This is a genomic window from Serratia sp. C2(1) (assembly GCF_036352655.1).
GTDB lineage: Bacteria > Pseudomonadota > Gammaproteobacteria > Enterobacterales > Enterobacteriaceae > Serratia > Serratia inhibens.
In genome coordinates, this window is record NZ_JAZFBA010000005.1 from 238265 (window position 1) to 256659 (window position 18395).

Annotated in this window: 18 protein-coding genes; 11 read left to right on the forward strand and 7 right to left on the reverse strand. The window is 57.8% G+C overall.

All coding sequences use genetic code 11. The features are described 5' to 3' along the window. The first annotated feature begins 323 nt into the window (after positions 1 to 323). Genes glpA through glpC form a run of 3 tightly spaced genes read left to right on the forward strand, consistent with a single transcriptional unit; the run spans position 324 to position 4424 of the window. The gene (glpA, locus tag V2S86_RS22315) at positions 324 to 1967 is read left to right on the forward strand and encodes an anaerobic glycerol-3-phosphate dehydrogenase subunit A (RefSeq protein ID WP_330764179.1); all 1644 of its coding nucleotides are present in this window, start codon (positions 324 to 326) and stop codon (positions 1965 to 1967) included. Next, positions 1957 to 3228: a glycerol-3-phosphate dehydrogenase subunit GlpB gene (glpB, locus tag V2S86_RS22320; RefSeq protein ID WP_330764233.1), complete on the forward strand. Its 1272-nt coding sequence runs from the start codon at positions 1957 to 1959 to the stop codon at positions 3226 to 3228. The genes glpA and glpB overlap by 11 nt, the downstream gene beginning before the upstream one ends. Beyond that, entirely contained in the window at positions 3225 to 4424 is a 1200-nt protein-coding gene (glpC, locus tag V2S86_RS22325) for an anaerobic glycerol-3-phosphate dehydrogenase subunit GlpC (RefSeq protein ID WP_330764180.1), read from the forward strand. The genes glpB and glpC overlap by 4 nt, the downstream gene beginning before the upstream one ends. 48 nt (positions 4425 to 4472) lie before the next feature. On the opposite strand, the gene V2S86_RS22330 is transcribed toward glpC, so the two are convergent. From V2S86_RS22330 to V2S86_RS22340, 3 genes are all read right to left on the reverse strand, one after another. Next, positions 4473 to 5036 (reverse strand): DcrB family lipoprotein, encoded by a 564-nt coding sequence (locus V2S86_RS22330; RefSeq protein WP_330764181.1) that lies wholly within the window; start codon positions 5034 to 5036, stop codon positions 4473 to 4475. An 80-nt stretch (positions 5037 to 5116) separates the two neighbouring features. Continuing rightward, positions 5117 to 5551, reverse strand: coding sequence for a GNAT family N-acetyltransferase (locus tag V2S86_RS22335; protein WP_330764182.1), 435 nt, complete (start codon positions 5549 to 5551; stop codon positions 5117 to 5119). A gap of 42 nt (positions 5552 to 5593) precedes the next feature. Next, positions 5594 to 6259 (reverse strand): 7-cyano-7-deazaguanine/7-aminomethyl-7-deazaguanine transporter, encoded by a 666-nt coding sequence (locus V2S86_RS22340; RefSeq protein WP_004950952.1) that lies wholly within the window; start codon positions 6257 to 6259, stop codon positions 5594 to 5596. Between the two features lie 220 nt (positions 6260 to 6479). Between V2S86_RS22340 and tusA the strand changes: the two genes are divergently transcribed. Next, complete coding sequence (gene tusA, locus V2S86_RS22345; RefSeq protein ID WP_004950955.1) at positions 6480 to 6725, forward strand: sulfurtransferase TusA; 246 nt, start codon at positions 6480 to 6482, stop codon at positions 6723 to 6725. A gap of 56 nt (positions 6726 to 6781) precedes the next feature. On the opposite strand, the gene V2S86_RS22350 is transcribed toward tusA, so the two are convergent. Then, on the reverse strand, positions 6782 to 9097 hold the full coding sequence (locus tag V2S86_RS22350) for a zinc/cadmium/mercury/lead-transporting ATPase (RefSeq protein ID WP_330764183.1): 2316 nt from the start codon (positions 9095 to 9097) through the stop codon (positions 6782 to 6784). 693 nt (positions 9098 to 9790) lie between these two features. Between V2S86_RS22350 and V2S86_RS22355 the strand changes: the two genes are divergently transcribed. Together V2S86_RS22355 and V2S86_RS22360 are read left to right on the forward strand one after the other, a co-directional pair. Then, on the forward strand, positions 9791 to 11254 hold the full coding sequence (locus V2S86_RS22355) for a serralysin family metalloprotease (protein WP_330764184.1): 1464 nt from the start codon (positions 9791 to 9793) through the stop codon (positions 11252 to 11254). 55 nt (positions 11255 to 11309) lie between these two features. Then, positions 11310 to 11687, forward strand: coding sequence for an AprI/Inh family metalloprotease inhibitor (locus tag V2S86_RS22360; protein WP_330764185.1), 378 nt, complete (start codon positions 11310 to 11312; stop codon positions 11685 to 11687). Between the two features lie 37 nt (positions 11688 to 11724). Here V2S86_RS22360 and V2S86_RS22365 read toward each other — a convergent pair whose 3' ends face one another. Continuing rightward, positions 11725 to 12351 carry a lysoplasmalogenase gene (locus V2S86_RS22365; protein WP_330764186.1) on the reverse strand — a complete coding sequence of 209 codons (627 nt, stop codon included), beginning with the start codon at positions 12349 to 12351 and terminating at the stop codon, positions 11725 to 11727. 161 nt (positions 12352 to 12512) lie between these two features. On the opposite strand from V2S86_RS22365, the gene V2S86_RS22370 reads away from it, so the two are divergent. Beyond that, positions 12513 to 12881, forward strand: a complete 369-nt coding sequence (locus tag V2S86_RS22370) for a DUF2500 domain-containing protein (RefSeq protein WP_330764187.1) — start codon at positions 12513 to 12515, stop codon at positions 12879 to 12881. A 29-nt stretch (positions 12882 to 12910) separates the two neighbouring features. On the opposite strand, the gene V2S86_RS22375 is transcribed toward V2S86_RS22370, so the two are convergent. Beyond that, positions 12911 to 13183 (reverse strand): DUF1145 family protein, encoded by a 273-nt coding sequence (locus V2S86_RS22375; RefSeq protein ID WP_006317223.1) that lies wholly within the window; start codon positions 13181 to 13183, stop codon positions 12911 to 12913. Further along, positions 13173 to 13793 (reverse strand): 16S rRNA (guanine(966)-N(2))-methyltransferase, encoded by a 621-nt coding sequence (rsmD, locus tag V2S86_RS22380; RefSeq protein WP_006317224.1) that lies wholly within the window; start codon positions 13791 to 13793, stop codon positions 13173 to 13175. The genes V2S86_RS22375 and rsmD overlap by 11 nt, the downstream gene beginning before the upstream one ends. Positions 13794 to 14014: 221 nt before the next feature. Between rsmD and ftsY the strand changes: the two genes are divergently transcribed. The 4 genes from ftsY (at position 14015) to rpoH (ending at position 18377) form a co-directional block, all read left to right on the forward strand. Beyond that, positions 14015 to 15583, forward strand: coding sequence for a signal recognition particle-docking protein FtsY (gene ftsY / locus V2S86_RS22385; protein WP_330764188.1), 1569 nt, complete (start codon positions 14015 to 14017; stop codon positions 15581 to 15583). A gap of 5 nt (positions 15584 to 15588) precedes the next feature. After that, positions 15589 to 16260 carry a cell division ATP-binding protein FtsE gene (gene ftsE, locus V2S86_RS22390; RefSeq protein ID WP_004950974.1) on the forward strand — a complete coding sequence of 224 codons (672 nt, stop codon included), beginning with the start codon at positions 15589 to 15591 and terminating at the stop codon, positions 16258 to 16260. Beyond that, entirely contained in the window at positions 16250 to 17203 is a 954-nt protein-coding gene (gene ftsX / locus V2S86_RS22395; protein WP_330764189.1) for a permease-like cell division protein FtsX, read from the forward strand. The genes ftsE and ftsX overlap by 11 nt, the downstream gene beginning before the upstream one ends. 316 nt (positions 17204 to 17519) lie before the next feature. Beyond that, positions 17520 to 18377 (forward strand): RNA polymerase sigma factor RpoH, encoded by an 858-nt coding sequence (rpoH, locus tag V2S86_RS22400; protein ID WP_004950979.1) that lies wholly within the window; start codon positions 17520 to 17522, stop codon positions 18375 to 18377. Positions 18378 to 18395 lie beyond the last annotated feature (18 nt).

Below are 18395 nucleotides of genomic sequence, written 5' to 3' on the forward strand. Positions count from 1 at the left end.
CTTTTTACGTTCATTTGATGATTGAGCGGATATCGAATGTGGTGTTTTTTTGTTCCATAACGAGCGTCATCCTAGTCAAAACAGCCTGGTGTCACTGTGATGAATGGCGCAAATGTTACACTTTTATGAAACTCAGGCGGATTTTGAGCGATTAGTTAACGATATGAAATAGAAAAACGACCAAAAATCGTGATTCTGATCACATTCATGGCTTTTTGTGGACATTTTGTTTTCGTTTTGAGTTCGTTATTGTTCCTTATCAAACAAAGTCCCCAGTAACTGTGGCCCAATAGGGTAAAAACCACGGATCCTGAGGGAGCGTAATGAGCAGCCATTCACCGGACAGCGAAACGGATGTGATAATCATTGGCGGCGGTGCAACCGGGGCGGGAATTGCCCGCGACTGCGCGCGCCGTGGCCTGCGTTGCATACTGCTGGAGCGCCATGATATCGCCACCGGCGCCACAGGCCGTAACCACGGTTTGTTGCACAGCGGAGCGCGCTATGCGGTAACCGACGGCGAATCGGCGCGTGAGTGCATAGAAGAGAACCGTATCCTCAAACGCATCGCGCCTCACTGCATCGAGCGCACCGATGGGTTGTTCATTACCCTGCCGCAGGATTCGTTGGCCTACCAGCAACAGTTTATCGCCTCGTGCCACCGTGCCGGCATCAACGCCGAAGCCATTGAGCCGCAACTGGCGTTGCGCCTGGAGCCGGCGGCGAACCCGGCGCTGATCGGCGCCGTGCGGGTACCGGATGGCACCGTCGACCCATTCCGCCTGACCGCCGCCAATATGCTCGATGCCCGCGAGCATGGCGCACAGATCCTGACTTATCATCAGGTGGTCGGTTTGTTGCGAGTGGGTGACCGCGTGACCGGCGTGCGCGTTTTCGACCATCAAACTGCGCGCCGCTACGATATCCACGCCGAGGTGGTGGTCAACGCCGCCGGCATCTGGGGCCAACAGATTGCGGAATACGCCGATCTGCGTATCCGCATGTTCCCGGCCAAGGGCGCATTGCTGATCCTCGGCCATCGCATCAACAACATGGTGATCAACCGTTGCCGCAAACCGGCAGACGCCGACATTCTGGTGCCGGGGGACACCATCTCGCTGATTGGCACCACCTCCACCCACATCGACTATGACCAGATAGACAATATGGTGGTGACGCCGCAGGAAGTGGACATTCTGATCCGCGAAGGTGCGCTGCTGGCGCCGGAACTGGCGCAAACCCGCATTTTGCGTGCCTATGCCGGGGTGCGGCCGCTGGTGGCCAGTGACGACGACCCCAGCGGCCGCAACGTCAGCCGTGGCATCGTGCTGCTCGATCACGCCAGCCGCGATGGGCTGGAGGGATTTATCACCATCACCGGCGGCAAGTTGATGACCTACCGCCTGATGGCGCAGTGGGCGACCGATAAAGTGTGTGAAAAGCTTGGGCTGGATAGCCCATGCACCACCGCGCTCGCACCGTTGCCCGGCTCCCGGCAGACGACGGAGGAAAGGGTGCGCAGCCTGGTGGCGTTGCCGGCCAGTATTCGCGGCTCGGCGGTGTACCGCCACGGCGATCGCGCCAGCCAGGTGCCGGCCGGCGATCGGCTGGACAACAGCCTGGTCTGCGAATGCGAGGCGGTCACCGCCGGCGAGGTGCGCTATGCGGTGAACTTCCTCACCGTCAATAATCTGGTGGATCTGCGCCGCCGCACCCGTGTTGGCATGGGCACCTGCCAGGGCGAGCTGTGCGCCTGCCGTGCGGCCGGGCTATTGACGCGCTTTAACGTCGTCACCCCGCAGCAGTCGATCGAGCAGTTGTCGCATTTTCTCAATGAGCGCTGGAAGGGGATACGCCCGATCGCCTGGGGTGACGCACTGCGCGAAAGCGAGTTCACCAACTGGGTCTATCAGGGATTGTGCGGGCTGGATGCCCGGGAGAAACAGGGGGCGGATGATGCGATTTGACGTGGTGGTGATTGGCGGCGGACTGGCGGGCATGGCCTGCGCCATCGGGCTGGCGGAACAGGGCAAGCGCTGCGCCGTGGTCAGCGCCGGGCAGAGTGCATTGTATTTCTCCTCCGGATCGCTCGATTTGCTGGCGCAACTGCCCGACGGCACGCCGGTTGGCGCACCGCTGATTACGTTGCCTGAACTGACGCGACAGGCGCCGCAGCATCCTTATTCCCTGATTGGCGCAGGCCGGGTGGCGCAGTTGTCTGATGAGGCAGCCCAACTGTTGCAGCGCTGCGGCTTGAACCTGCAAGGCAGCAATGAAAGGAATCATCTGCGCGTTACGCCGCTCGGTACGCGCCGGGCCACCTGGCTCAGCCCACAGGCTATTCCGGTGACGCCGCTGGTCGGTGAACTGCCGTGGGAAAGCGTTGCGGTGATTGGCATTGAGGGTTTTTTGGATTTTCAGCCGCAGTTGGCTGCCGATTCACTCATGCAGACGCTGGGCGTGCGCACCGGGGTCGGCTGGTTGCATTTGCCTGCACTGGATCGGTTGCGCAACAACCCCAGCGAGTTCCGGGCGGTGAATATCGCCAGAGTGCTGGATTTGCCGGAAAACCTGAAACCGATGGCGGACGAGCTGCGCCGGCTGGCCGGCGATGCCGGGGCGATTTTCCTGCCGGCCTGTCTGGGGCTGGAGGAAGATGCCCCGCTGGTGGCACTGCAGGCGGCGGTAGGCAAGCCGGTACGTCTGTTGCCGACGCTACCGCCTTCGGTGCTGGGCATGCGCTTGCACCAGGCATTGCACCGGCGCTTGCAACAGTTGGGCGGTGTTTTTATGCCGGGTGACAGCGTGCAGCGAGCGGATATCGACGCCGGGCGTGTTACCGGCCTCTACACTCGCAACCACGGCGATATTCCGTTGCAGGCGCAGCATGTGGTGCTGGCCAGCGGCAGCTTTTTCAGTAATGGGCTGGTGGCGGATTTTGACGGCGTGCGTGAGCCGGTGTTTGGGCTGGACGTAGCAAGCCGTACGGAGCGCGCCGACTGGAGCCGCAGCGATCTGTTTGCTCCGCAACCTTATTTGCAGTTCGGCGTACGCACCGATGGCCGGCTGCGTGCGTTAAGGCACGGGGAGGCGCTGACCAACCTGTATGCCATCGGGGCGGTCACCGGCGGGTACGATCCGCTACGGCAAGGCTGCGGTGCCGGCGTTTCGCTGATCGGGGCGCTGCATGTCGCGCAACAGATTGCCGCAGAGGAGGAGCGACCATGAGTCTGCAGAAAGACAACAGCTTTGAAAACTGCATCAAATGCACCGTCTGCACCACCTATTGCCCGGTCGCCAAAGCCAACCCGCTCTATCCGGGGCCAAAACAGGCGGGGCCAGACGGCGAACGCCTGCGGTTGAAAGATCCGGCTCTGTACGATGAAGCGCTGAAGTATTGCACCAACTGCAAGCGCTGTGAGGTCGCCTGCCCGTCCGACGTCAAAATCGGCGATATCATTCAGCGCGCCCGCGCCGATTACGCCCAGAACAAACCGACGCTGCGCGACGCCATCCTCAGCCATACCGACCTCATGGGGTCGCTGTCGACACCCTTTGCGCCCATAGTCAACGCCGCCACCGGTCTGAAACCTGTGCGTGCGCTGCTGGACAAAGCGCTGAAAATTGACCATCGCCGCGCGTTGCCAAAATATTCGTTCGGCACCTTCCGCCGCTGGTATCGCCGGCAGGCGCAGGCCCAGCAGCGCTATACCGAACAGGTGGCGTTTTTTCACGGCTGCTTCGTCAATTACAACCATCCGCAGTTGGGCAAGGATCTGATCAAGGTCTTTAACGCGATGGATATCGGCGTGCAACTGCTGAAGCGCGAGAAATGTTGCGGCGTGCCTTTGATCGCCAACGGCTTTATCGCCCAGGCCAAAAAGCAGGCCGAAGTGAATGCCGAATCCTTGCATGAGTCGGTACTGGAGCGCGGTATTTCTGTGGTGGCCACCTCGTCGAGCTGTACCTTTACCCTGCGCGATGAATATCCGCACCTGCTGGAGGTGGATACCTCGGCGGTGCGCGAGCGGGTAGAGTTGGCGACGCGTTATTTGTATCGCTTGCTCAACCAGGGCCGCACGTTGCCGCTGAAACGCACGCCGTTGCGGGTGGCGTATCATACGCCCTGTCATATGGAGAAAATGGGCTGGACCGCCTATACGCTGGAGCTGTTGCGGCAAATTCCGGGGCTGGAGCTGGTCGTGCTGGATTCGCAGTGTTGCGGCATTGCCGGCACCTACGGGTTTAAATCGGAGAACTATGCGACTTCGCAGGGGATCGGCGCGTCGTTGTTTCGCCAGATAGAGGAAAGCGGTGTGGATCTGGTGGTGACCGACTGCGAAACCTGCAAGTGGCAAATCGAGATGTCGACCAGCAAGCGTTGCGAACATCCGATCACCCTGCTGGCGCAGGCATTGGCGTAATCGGTAATGAGGTGGCGAAACGGGGGCCGGCGTGCCGGCCCCTTGGGATTACGGCTTCAGTTTCAAGGTGTTGATGATGCCTTCGGCTTCACTTTGCGCCTGCTGCTGGTTATCCGCCGGCAGCGTTACCTGAATGGTCAGCATATTGTTATCCAGTGTGCCGATCAGGATCGAAGAGTAGGCTTTCTCGCCGCCGCTGGTGATGATGCTGTCCAATTGGCGCAGAGGGACGCCGTTAACCTCGATGGCTTTGTTGGTAATCACCTGCAGATTGGCGTCACGCGAGCGCTGGGTGTCTTCCAGACGCTTGGCCAGCGTTTCCAGGTTGTCGGCGGTCTTGTCGCCGAGGATCACGATCACTGCGCGCTGGCCGGTGCTGTCGGCGTAAACGTGCATGTTGTTCGCCTGGTTGCCCAGCTTACCGCTCTGGTCCGCCATGCCGACCGGCAGGGTGAACGCCAGTTTACCGTCCAGTAAACTCACCTGTTGCCCAGCCGGTGCGCTGGCCGCAGTACCGTCCGCCGGCGCCTTGGTGTCTTTGGTGTCGCCGTCACAGGCCGCCAGGCCAAGCACTAACAGGCTGATACCCATCAATTTTGCTACTTTACGCATTGGGCTTCCTTCTTCCTTTCAGGTAGGTTTTTACTGCCGTATCGCAACCTATTCCACGTTGAAATGCAAGGCAGATGTTGTCACAAGGTTTTTTCAAGTAATAGCCGATAATCAGCCACTTCGCCTTTCTTTTCCAGCTGAACAATCTGATAGTGATTGCCGATGAGCATCATCAGCATCGCCTGGAACTGATTGCGTGTTTTCACCCTCACCTGGCGATAGCCCTGAGCCTGTGCCCAGCGCTCCTGTTCAGCCAATAAGGCCTGCGCCACGCCGTGGCGGCGAAACGCCGGCAGCACGCCGCCCAGCCAGCTGTAAAATACCTTCTCTTGCGTCTGATAGCCCAGTTTGAAACCGGCGGGTTGGCCGTCAATTTCTGCGAGCAGCAGGTGACAGGCGGACGGCCCGATGCGTCGCTGTAAATCGGCCAGGCTATGCAGGCCACCGAATTCGGGGATTTGCCGGTACAGGGCGTGGATTTCTTTGAGGGTGGCGTGGCGGGTCATGACTGTCATTGGCGGCCTCCGTAGGATGCAGGCCGCCAATGATAACACGGGTCAGTTCGCTTGCAGGCCGCCGTCATTGCGGCGGACGGCAATGCGCTTAAGCAGCATATTCAGCAGTACGCCATACATCGGCAGGAAGAACAGCAGGCAGATCAAAACCTTGAAGCTGTAATCCACCAGGGCGATCTCTACCCAGTTATTGGCCATAAAGGCATCGCTGCTCTTATAGAACGCAATAAAGAAGAACGACAGAGTATCGCTGATATTGCCGAGGAACATTGCCGCGGCAGGAGCAACCCACCAGGCACTGCGTTGGCGCAGGCGGTTGAAAACGTGTACGTCGAGGATCTGACCGAGCACGTAAGCCATAAAGCTGGCGATGGCGATACGCGCCACAAACAGGTTAAAGCTGCCCAACGCGGCAAAGCCCTGCCATTCGCCCTGATAGGTTACGGTAGAAATCACGTACGAGATGAACAGCGCCGGGACCATTACCGAAAGAATGATACGCCGCGCCAGCGGGGCGCCGAAAATACGCACCGTCAGATCGGTTGCCAGGAAGATGAACGGAAAGGTAAAGGCTCCCCAGGTGGTATGGAAGCCGAAAACGGTAATCGGCAACTGCACCAGGTAGTTACTGGAGGTAATGATGACAATATGGAACAGCGATAGCCAGACCAACGCGGTGAGGCGCTGCTGAGCGGTAAACGAATACATGTTGTAGCCTTTTTAGTCGTGGGGTGAGGGAACCCAGAGTTTCTTGTCGCAACAGCAAAATGCGCTGCGCGGCGGCATGATACGCGTTTGCGCAACCAATGCAATGGTTAAATTTAACGCAAACGTTAACGCATCTTGCGCAGAAAAACTACCGGCGTAAACTAGGCGCCAATGAGATGCGGCGGGTGTTCGCCGATCGCTTTTGATCGAGAAAAATTGCATGACTGACTTATTTGCCCAGGCAGACCAGACGCTTGATGCGCTGGGGCTGCGCTGTCCGGAACCGGTGATGATGGTGCGCAAGACCGTACGCCATATGGATGACGGTCAAACCCTGCTGATTATTGCCGATGATCCGGCCACCACCCGCGATATTCCGGGCTTCTGCCGCTTTATGGAGCACACGTTGGTGGCGCAGGAAACCGACAAGGCACCGTACCGCTACCTGTTACGCAAGGGCGTCTGAGCGAGGTGAGTTGCACCTCAGGGGCGACTTGATTCGCCCCTGAGGTATGCCGTTGTCTAGTTGCGTTTCTTCAACAAGCGCAGGGCGTTTGCGGTGACCAGCGCGGTAGCGCCCGAGTCCGCCAGCACTGCCAGCCACAACCCGGTCATCCCCAGCAGGGTGGTGATCAGGAATACCCCTTTCAGCCCCAGCGCAATGGTGATGTTTTGCCGAATATTGGCGTGCGTGGCGCGCGAGATGCGGATCATCTCCGCCACACCGACCAGCCGGTTATGGGTCAGCGCCGCGTCCGCGGTTTCCAGCGCCACGTCGGTGCCGCTGCCCATGGCGATACCGATGCTTGAGGCTTTCATCGCCGGCGCATCGTTGATGCCGTCACCGATCATCGCCGTCGGGCGCAGTTCACTCAGTCCGATCACCGCCTTCACTTTATCCTCCGGCAGCAGCCCGGCACGGTAATCGATCCCCAGTTCAGCGGCAATCGCCGCCGCCGCCCGCGGGTTATCCCCGGTCAGCATCACCCCGTGGATCCCCAGGGCATTCAGTTCGGCAATGGCCTGTTTGGCGTCGCTGCGCAGCGTATCACGCAGCGCCAGCAGGCCGATCGCCACGCCGTCTTCCAACACCACCACCACCGTTTTCCCTGCGTTTTCCAGCTTTTCCACCTGGTTTTGCAACTGTGCGTCGAGCTGGCCTGCCGCCAGTTTGGCAGGTGCGCTGATCAACAAGGTTTTGCCGTCAACCTTGCCCTCCACCCCGACCCCTGCCAGAGCGCGACGGCTCTGAGCCGGTGGCAGAGGGGTGCCATACTGCTCGGCCCGTTTGATAATTGCCTGCGCCAGTGGATGGTGGGAGCCGGTTTCTACCGCCGCCGCCAGGGTCAGCAACTGCCGCTCGCTGAAGCCGTTGCTCGGCAGCACATCCGTGATCCTGGGTTTACCTTCCGTCAACGTGCCGGTCTTATCGAAAGCGATGGTTTGTACCTGGCCCAGCTGTTCCAGCGCTGCACCGCCTTTAATCAGGGCGCCGCGTCGAGTGGCCGCCGCCAGCCCGGAAGTAATCGCTGCCGGAGTAGATATGACCAGCGCACAAGGACAACCGATCAGCAGCAGGGTCAGGCCGCGGTAAATCCAGATATCCCAGGGCTGTGACAGCAGCAGCGGCGGCACCAGGATCACCGCAACGGCCAGCAGCATAATCGCTGGCGTGTAGTAACTGCTGAACCGGTCAAGAAAACGTTCGATAGGTGCGCGGCGCTCTTCGGCCTCTTCAATCAGTTGCAGAATGCGGTCGATGGCGTTTTTGCCCGGTTCGGAAATCACCTTCATTTGCGCGGCCTGATCGACCGACAGGCTGCCCGCCGCCACTTTCTGGCCCTGCAGGCGTTCGACCGGCACCGATTCGCCGGTCAGGGCGCTTTCGTCAAAACTGGCGAACGGATTGAGCAGTTCGGCATCGGCCGGCAGGCGGCCGCCGGGGGCAATTTCAATCACATCGCCGGGGCGCAGATCGGAGACCGGTACGCGTTTGCGCTCCGAGCCCCGGACCAGCAAAGCATCTTCCGGCACCAGTTCCATCAGCGCCTTCACGCCACGGCGAGCGCGGTTGGCGGCGTAGGATTCCAAGAGTTCGCCAACCATAAACAGCAGCAACACCATAGCCGCCTCGGCGGTGGCGCCGATAAACAGCGCGCCTATTGCCGCCACGCTCATCAGCGTTTCAATGGCAAACGGCGTACCGGAGCGGATCAGCCGTAGCGCCTTGGTCGCGACCGGCGCCAGACCGACCAGCGTGGTGGCGATAAACGCAATGCGCCCCAGCTCAGGGTTGACCTTATCGAGTGCCCAACTGACCACCATCAGTGCGGTGAGCAGCAGCAGCGGGCCAAACTCCTTCAGGTGTGATGCCTTGGGCGACTCGGCTTTGGTTGCCTGGATGCCGAGCAGGGTAAAGCCGGCCTGTTGCACCGCATCCTGGATGCGCAGACTGAGATCGGATTGGGCGTCGACCACCAGTTTTTCAGTGGCGAACAGTACGCGAGCGTTTTCTACACCGGGAATGCCCGTCACGGCGTTCTCTATTTTTTTGGCGCAGCTTGGGCAGTCCATGCCGGTGACTTTCCAACTGTAACGCCGGCTACCGGAAGGAGGGGCGGCAGCCAGCCTGTCGCTTTCCTCATCCTGATCCTCATGATCGTCCGTGCTGCAACAGCTGGCGCCATGATCGTGCGGGTGAGCGTGATCGGTTTCAACGGCCAGGTTTTTTTGCTCGCTGCTGCAACCGTGTTGGGTTTTACCGTGGCTGTGATTGCAGCCGCAGGTACCTTCTGCAGGGTTATGTTCCTGATGATTATGGTTTTGATGGGTATGCATAACGTCCCCCTCCGGGCAGTTAATGATGTTCATTGCGCCGACTCTACACCCTGGAGTCAACTCCAGAGTCAAGCGCCGGGATGAGAATTATTGCTAACTGTCATGCGGAGAGGGGGCGAACGATAAAAAGCGTTTGATAGCAGGATAATAATGCAAATATTAATATATTGGCGATGCAAGAAGGTGTTTTTCGACAATGCACCCTCAGGTCGTTAGTCGATATAAGAAGATGTTATTTCCAAGCGAACTAAAAAATCCCGCCGACTAATAATAAAGAGTTATTAATCTATAACTGTTTAGTTAAATTTAACTCTTTTGTTCAAAACAGCCAGCATGATCCGCTTGTGTCTGCAGGTCGCATTTTTATTGAAGTTTGTAACCAACTTATCGGGTATTGGTTGCCTTTGATTTGTAAATAAGATCAAAAAGCAGCATAAATATCTTTCGTTATTGAAATATATAGTTGATTATTTTATGTTCAGTTTTGAGTCCGTGCCTATAATTGGAATCGATTACCATTTCTGTTGGTAATATTATTTACTGATATCTATGCATTAATTCTATCTAACACACTGCCGGTAACGGCGCATAAACCCCTTCCCGTAAGCCGGTGGTTCGTCCATCGCGGCTTTCTGGCAGGTTATGTCTATCTGTCTGATTGATAACAATCAGCTAATGAGTGGAATCGAACCAATGCAATCTACTAAAAAGGCAATTGAAGTTACTGAGTCCAGCCTCGCCGCTACCGGATCCGGCTATAATGCTGTAGAGGATCTGTTGCATTACCACGAGCGTGGCAACGGGATTCAGGTTAATGGCAAGGACTCATTTTCTACCGAACAAGCTGGGCTGTTTATTACCCGCGAGAACCAAACCTGGAACGGTTATAAGGTTTTTGGTCAACCGGTTAAATTAACTTTCTCTTTCCCCGATTATAAATTCTCATCTACCAACGTCGCCGGCGATACCGGGCTGAGCAAGTTCAGCGCCGAACAGCAGCAGCAGGCTAAACTGTCGCTGCAATCCTGGTCTGACGTGGCGAATATTACCTTCACCGAAGTTGCCGCCAACCAGAAGGCCAATATCACTTTCGGCAATTACAGCCAGGATCGCCCCGGCCATTACGATTACGATACTCAGGCTTACGCTTTCCTGCCGAACACGATTTATCAGGGGCAGAATCTGGGCGGCCAAACCTGGTACAACGTCAATCAGTCCAATGTTCAACATCCGGCAAGCGAAGATTACGGTCGCCAGACGTTCACTCATGAAATTGGCCACGCGCTGGGCTTGAGCCACCCGGGCGATTACAACGCCGGGGAAGGCAACCCAACCTACAACGACGCCAGCTATGCCGAAGACACTCGCGAGTTCAGCCTGATGAGCTACTGGAGTGAAACCAATACCGGCGGCGACAACGGCGGCCACTATGCCGCGGCGCCGTTGCTGGATGACATTTCCGCCATTCAGCACCTGTATGGCGCTAACCTGTCCACCCGCACCGGCGACACAGTGTATGGCTTCAACTCCAATACCGGCCGCGATTTCCTCAGCACCGCCGGCAACGCGCAGAAAGTGATCTTTGCGGCCTGGGATGCGGGCGGCAATGATACCTTCGATTTCTCCGGCTATACCGCCAATCAGCGTATCAATCTGAACGAGAAATCTTTCTCGGACGTAGGCGGGCTGAAAGGCAATGTGTCGATCGCGGCGGGCGTCACCATTGAGAACGCCATTGGCGGTTCAGGCAACGACGTGATCGTCGGTAATGCGGCCAACAACGTGTTGAAGGGCGGGGCGGGCAACGACATCCTGTTCGGTGGCGCAGGTGCCGATGAACTGTGGGGTGGCGTCGGCAAAGATACCTTTGTTTTCGCCGCCGTCAGCGATTCCAAGCCGGGCGCTTCTGACTGGATCCGCGATTTCCAGAAAGGTACCGATAAAATTGACCTGTCGTTCTTTAATCAAGGAGCGCAGGGCGGCGATGCGATCCACTTCGTCGATCATTTCAGCGGTGCGGCGGGTGAGGCATTGTTGACCTACGATAGCTCGAGCAACGTCAGCGATTTGGCGCTGAACATTGGCGGGCATCAGACACCGGACTTCCTGGTGAAAATTGTCGGGCAGGCGGACGTTGCCACTGACTTTATCGTGTAACAATGAACATCATAACGCCCGGTGCAGCCTGGCCGGGCGTTATGCAGGAGTTAACATGAAAGGCAGTTTAGCGTGGGCCGCCGTGATGGCGGGGGGCATGATGGTGACGGGAGCAGTTATGGCCGGCAGTTTGGTTCTTCCTTCCGCGAGGTCGCTGGCGGGGCAATGGTTGATCGCCGATGCCGAACAGCAGTGTCAGATTGAATTTTTGGCCGGTGAACAAAGCGAAATCAATGGCTATCGGCTGGTGGATCCTCAGCACTGTCTGCAAAAGGTGTTTTCGGCAGAGGTCGTTGGTTGGCGCCCGGCGCCGGATGGCATCGCGCTGTTGCAGGCCGATGGCAGTACGTTGGCGTTCTTTTCGCGTGACGGCGAGAGCTACCGCAATCAATCCGGGGCGGAGGGTGGCCTGACTCTGAAGGCGCTGAGATAATAAAACGGGTTCGGTAGCCCGAACCCGCCCTGGACATTTACAGGTACAACGAGCGGACGATCAGGAAATGGCCGGAGAAGTAACAAAACGCCACCACCGCATCCGCTGCCCTGAAGCTAAAGCGGTAGCGGTTAAGCAGCCACACCACGTTGGCTAACAGCAGCAGCGAGGTGCCCGCCAACAGCGAGAAGCTGAAATCGGTGCTGCGCATGAAGTAATGTTCACCCGCCAGCCACACCATCAGCAACGTCATCGCTACGTAAGTGGCGATTGGCCAGCGCATTTCCTCCAGCCGGGTCCAGATCGTCGCCAACAGCAACGCGCCGATAATCAGCAGCGCCAACGGCAGCGGCCAAAACAGGCTGAAAGTCATCTGGCTGGCGAAGCTCAGGGTATAAAGCAGGTGCGAAAGGAAAAATGCGCCGATGGCGTACAATACACGCTCACGCGGCAGCAGCAGCAAAGCGTCGGCGATCAGCGTCGCGACCAGCCCGAGGACGATCAGATAGCCTGCGGCGCCCAGCACCGGCGCCTGCCAGGCCAGCAGCAACAGCAGCAGCAGAGTAAGCGGTTTAAATACCCAACGTTGCCAGCGTGGTCCGCGATAGGAGGCGTCTACGAACAGCCAACCGGAAAAGAATACGGCAAGGAACGGCCAACTCATTGTGTCTTCCTTATTCATTATGGGAGCCGCAGATCACGGCTCCAAATTGTCACCAGTGTCACTTCCTATGTGCAGTGTAGGCAGCGCGCCTGCAATCGACAATGCTTTCTTGAGAATGCTATGTTTACGCCGATTTAGCCGCGAAAGGAATGGGAATAAAGATGAGTAAGCCGCCGCTGTTTTTTGTCGCCGTGATTGCGCTGATCGCCATACTGGCGACGCACCGTTACTTCAACCAGCGCCGGGCCGAGGCGGAAAATGACCGCGCGCCGGTGCGCAGTTTACAGGTCAAGGTGAGCGACAAGCGCGAGTTTCCCGTGGCGACCACCCGTTCGCGCCAGCGCGAGCAGGGGGTCAATGAGCCGATGCATTATGAGGTGGTGTTCAGCCCGCTGCGCGGCGGTGAGGACATCCGGCTGCGGTTGAAACAGTGGCAGTACAACCCGATCGAAAAGGGCGTGCAAGGCACGCTGAGCATGCAGGGCACAAGATACGTCTCCTTTACCGCTACCGCTCAGCAACCGCAATAACGGGGCATCGGATGCTGCGCCCTACCGGGTTATTTCCTTTTAATGGGCGGCTGCTTTTTCTGCCAGGCCAGCAGTTCGAATACGCCAAAGATGAAGATCTTGGCTTCCTGCCAGTAGCTTATCGGCTGATCTTTCGGTTGGGTGGACTTCAGTAACACCAGTTGCAGCCCGTGCATCACCACCATAAAGAACAGCGCCACGTCGATGAAATACTTCAGCGGCTTGGGAAAAGGGTGGAACAGATTGGAGAGCAGAAAGCCCCATACGCACAGCATCAGCAGGCGGCCCAGATTAATCAGCATTGTCGGTTTTCTCTTGCGAACGAATATAAAGCCGGTAAGCGACCTGACCGGCGACTTTTTCCCGGTGTAATTGCCAGTTGGCCGGCACGTCAGCCGCGGCGCTTTCCGCCTCGGCCTCTACGTAAATCCAGGCCTCATCGGCCAGCCAGCCCTGCTGTTCCAGCAAGGTGACGGTTTCTGCCAGCAACCCTTTGCGAAACGGCGGATCGAGAAACACCACGTCAAACGGCTGGCCGTTGCCCGCCAGCCAATTCAGCGTGTTGGTGTTGACCACCGTGCCTTTACCCTGCAGCAGTGCCAGGTTTTTCTCCAACTGTTGGGCCACCGGGCGTTCAAACTCCAGTAGCGTTGCGCTGCCGGCATAGCGTGACAGCGCCTCCAACCCCAGTGCACCGCTGCCGGCAAAACAGTCCAGGCAGCGCGCGCCCTGAATGACCGGCGCCAGCCAATTGAACAGGGTTTCGCGGACGCGATCGGTGGTCGGGCGCAGCCCCGGGCTGTTAGGTACCGGCAGCTTACGCCCGCGCCATTGGCCGCCGATGATGCGGATCTGCCCGGCCGCGGCCTGGGGCGGTTTTTTTGCCGTCGCCCGTGGCGATAGTCTTGTCATAGGTTTGCTTTATTTCTTTCTCTGGCCGCGAGGCCGCACGAGTTAACGAAAAGTTGCCTCTATTCTACCGGTGAGACGCCCCGGGGGGAACGGTAAAACTTTGTTGCCTGATTTCACAGTGGAAAGCATACCGGATGCGTGTTGCTGCGCGAGGGAAAGTGATAGACTCGGCGGATTATTGTCAGCATAAGCAAGCCTTAGGTACGGAGTAGAGTCATCACATGGCAAAAGATAAGAAACGTGGGTTTTTCTCCTGGCTGGGCTTCGGCCAGAAGGAAGAAGAGCAATCGCAACCTGAACCGTCGGTAGAGCAGACGGAAAATCAGGCCGTGGAGACGCCGGCCGAGCCGGTTGTCGCCCCGCTGGACGACAAGCTCCCCGCCCAGGAATCTGAACCTGCCGCCTCCGTCGATACCCCAGGGGAATGGGACGGCAGCCTGACCGGCGAACACATCGCCGAAAGCGTACCTGCCGTCGCTGAGCATTCCACCCCGGCGCAAGCGTTGGCGGAAGAGATTGTCACCCTCACCGAACAGGTGGCGGCGCAACAGCAGCCTGAGGCTGAAGAGATCCTTGAGCCGGTTGCGGTCATTGCGCCGGAGCCTGAACCTGAACTCATCGCGCCTGCCGTCGAGCCTGAGCCGATCGTTGAACCTGAACCGGAAATGATTGAGGCGCTGGTTGAGCCAGAGCCAGAGCCAGAGCCAGAGCCAGAAGCAGAGCCAGAAGCAGAGCCTCTGCCGGCCAGCGTTGCGCTGGAGCCGATTATCATTGCCCCAGCCGTTGTTGAAAGAGAAGAACAAGAGCCCGAATCGGCGGAAGGCGAACTGCCGGTCCCGGCGGTAACTCAAGAGCAGGAGCGTCCGACCAAAGAAGGCTTCTTTGCCCGTCTGAAGCGCAGCCTGGTGAAAACCAAGCAAAACCTGGGCTCCGGTTTTATCGGCCTGTTCCGTGGCAAGAAAATCGACGACGATCTGTTTGAAGAGCTGGAAGAACAGTTGCTGATTGCCGACGTCGGCGTGGAAACCACCAGTAAAATCATTACCTCCCTAACCCAGCACGCCAGCCGCAAGCAGTTGAAAGACGCCGAGGCGCTGTATGGCAAGCTGAAGGAGGAAATGTCTGAAATTCTGACTAAAGTTGAACAACCGCTGGATGTTGGCGGTAAAAACCCCTATGTCATTCTGATGGTTGGGGTGAACGGCGTGGGTAAAACCACTACCATCGGCAAGCTGGCTCGTCAGTTCCAGGCGGAAGGCAAATCGGTGATGCTGGCGGCGGGGGATACCTTCCGTGCGGCGGCGGTGGAGCAATTGCAGGTGTGGGGCGAGCGCAACCGTATTCCGGTGGTGGCGCAGCATACCGGCGCAGATTCCGCTTCGGTGATCTACGATGCGGTGCAGGCTGCCAAGGCGCGCGGTATTGACGTGCTGCTTGCGGATACCGCCGGCCGCTTGCAGAACAAGGCGCACCTGATGGAAGAGCTGAAGAAGATCGTCCGCGTCATGAAAAAACTGGACGACCAGGCCCCCCATGAGGTTATGCTGACTCTGGATGCCAGCACCGGACAGAATGCTGTCAGCCAGGCGAAATTATTTAACGAAGCCGTGGGCTTAACCGGCATCACGCTGACTAAACTGGACGGTACCGCCAAGGGCGGGGTGATCTTCGCCATTGCCGATCAGTTCGAAATCCCGATTCGCTATATTGGCGTTGGGGAAGGTATCGAAGATTTGCGGCCATTTAAGGCTGACGATTTTATTGAGGCACTTTTTGCCCGAGAGGATTAATACGGATGATTCGCTTTGAACAGGTCAGTAAAGCTTATCTGGGCGGACGGCAAGCGCTGCAGGGGGTAGATTTCCATCTGCGCCCGGCGGAGATGGCGTTTCTGACCGGCCATTCCGGCGCGGGGAAGAGTACCCTGCTGAAACTGATTTGTGGTATCGAACGACCAAGCGCCGGCCATATCTGGTTTGGTGGCCACGACATCAGCCGGTTGAAAAACAGCGAGGTGCCGTTTCTGCGCCGCCAGATCGGCATGATTTTTCAGGATCACCACCTGCTGCTGGATCGCACGGTCTATGACAACGTGGCGATGCCGCTGATCATCGCCGGCGCCAGCACCGAAGACATCCGCCGCCGCGTTTCCGCCGCGCTGGACAAGGTCGGGCTGCTGGATAAAGCGAAAAACTTCCCGATTCAGCTGTCCGGCGGTGAACAGCAGCGCGTGGGCATCGCCCGTGCGGTGGTGAACAAACCGGCGGTGCTGCTGGCGGATGAACCCACCGGTAACCTGGATGATGCGTTGTCGGAAGGTATTTTGCGCCTGTTTGAAGAATTTAACCGTGTTGGCGTTACCGTGCTGATGGCCACTCACGATACCGGGCTTATCGCTCGTCGCAATTACCGCATTCTGAGCCTGAGCCAGGGCCGTATGGCTGGAGGAGCGCATCATGGCGAATAATGCAAAAACCGCCAAGAGCAAGGCGCTGCGCGGCGGCTGGCGTGAACAATGGCGCTATGCCTGGATGAACGCCATCAAGGATATGCTGCGTCAACCTTTGGCGACGCTGCTGACGGTGATGGTGATCGCCATCTCCCTGACGCTGCCGAGCGTGTGTTATATCGTCTGGAAAAACGTCAGCACTGCGGCCACCCAGTGGTATCCGACGCCGCAGTTGACGGTGTATCTGGATAAATCTCTCGATGACGACGCCGCGGTGAAAGTGCTCGACGCCATCAAGGCGGAAGCCGGCGTAGAGAAGGTGAATTACCTGTCGCGCGAAGAGGCGCGGGGCGAATTCCGCAACTGGTCCGGTTTTGGCGGTGCGCTGGATATGCTGGAAGAAAACCCGCTGCCGGCCGTGGCCATCATCACGCCGAAGATGAGCTTCCAGAGCTCGGATACCCTCAATACCCTGCGCGATCGCGTGGCGGCGGTTCAGGGGGTGGACGAAGTGCGGATGGATGACAGTTGGTTTGCCCGCCTGGCGGCGCTCACCGGATTGGTGGGGCAGGTGGCGGCGATGATCGGCATTCTGATGATTGTGGCGGTCTTCCTGGTGATCGGCAACAGCGTGCGTCTGAGTATTTTCAGCCGCCGCGACACCATCAATGTGATGAAGTTGATTGGCGCGACCGACGGCTTCATTCTGCGGCCGTTCCTGAACGGCGGGGCGATGCTCGGCTTCTTCGGTGCGCTGCTGTCGCTGCTGCTCTCCGGGGCGCTGGTGTGGAAATTGGAGTCGGTGGTGACCGGCGTGGCAAAAGTGTTCGGCACCACCTTCACCCTGCATGGGTTGGGGTGGGATGAGGCGCTGTTGCTGCTGATTATCTCCGCGATGATTGGCTGGATCGCCGCCTGGCTGGCGACGGTGCAACATTTACGCCGATTTACACCACAATAAATTTTTTTTGGTATACTCTTCTCCTGCTGCTCCGAGCGTGTTGCGGGAGAAGAGCTACCGGCAGTAAAGCAAGCACCATTCAGTTTCTTCTTAGCGCACAAATTCCCTATCGGTCTCCACCTTCGTCACGTATTGTCATTTGCAATGCGATCGAAAAACAGTGAACTTATAGGGCGGAACACGGTCAAAATTTGCAGCAAAATGTTAGGGTGCCCGGCGTGCGGACCGCTTTTGCAACAGCAACTGCCGTAAAATCAATCTTTTCCCCGCCGTAAATAATCACCTGCATGACCTGTTTTCTCAAGAGAGGGTTTGAATGACCAAAGAAATGCAAACTTTAGCTTTAGTGCCCCAGGGCAGTTTGGAAGCCTATATCCGGGCCGCCAACACCTATCCGATGCTGACGGCAGAGGAAGAGCGGGAGCTGGCTGAACGGCTGCATTATCAGGGCGATCTGGAGGCCGCTAAGCAGCTGATCCTGTCTCACCTGCGCTTTGTCGCTCATATTGCCCGTAATTACTCTGGTTACGGCCTGCCGCAGGCAGACCTGATTCAGGAAGGTAATATTGGCCTGATGAAAGCTGTACGCCGCTTCAATCCGGAAGTTGGGGTGCGCCTGGTGTCCTTTGCGGTGCATTGGATCAAGGCAGAAATTCATGAATACGTACTGCGCAACTGGCGTATCGTCAAAGTCGCTACCACCAAAGCACAGCGCAAGCTGTTCTTTAACCTGCGTAAAACCAAGCAGCGTCTGGGCTGGTTCAATCAGGACGAGGTGGAACTGGTGGCTCGCGAGTTGGGCGTGACCAGCAAAGACGTGCGTGAGATGGAGTCTCGCATGGCGGCGCAGGATATGACTTTCGATCCTACGCCGGACGACGACGCGCGCGACGGTCAGTCGATGGCGCCGGTTCTCTACCTGCAGGACAAAAGCTCTGACTTCGCCGAAGGCATCGAGGAAGATAACTGGGAAAGCAACGCCGCAGACAAACTGGCCTACGCGCTGGAAGGCCTGGACGAGCGCAGCCAGCATATCATCCGCGCCCGCTGGTTGGATGACGACAACAAATCCACCTTGCAGGAACTGGCCGATCAGTACGGCGTTTCCGCCGAGCGTGTGCGCCAGTTGGAAAAGAACGCCATGAAGAAACTGAAAATGGCGATCGAAGCCTGATCCCGCTGAAGCGTTAAA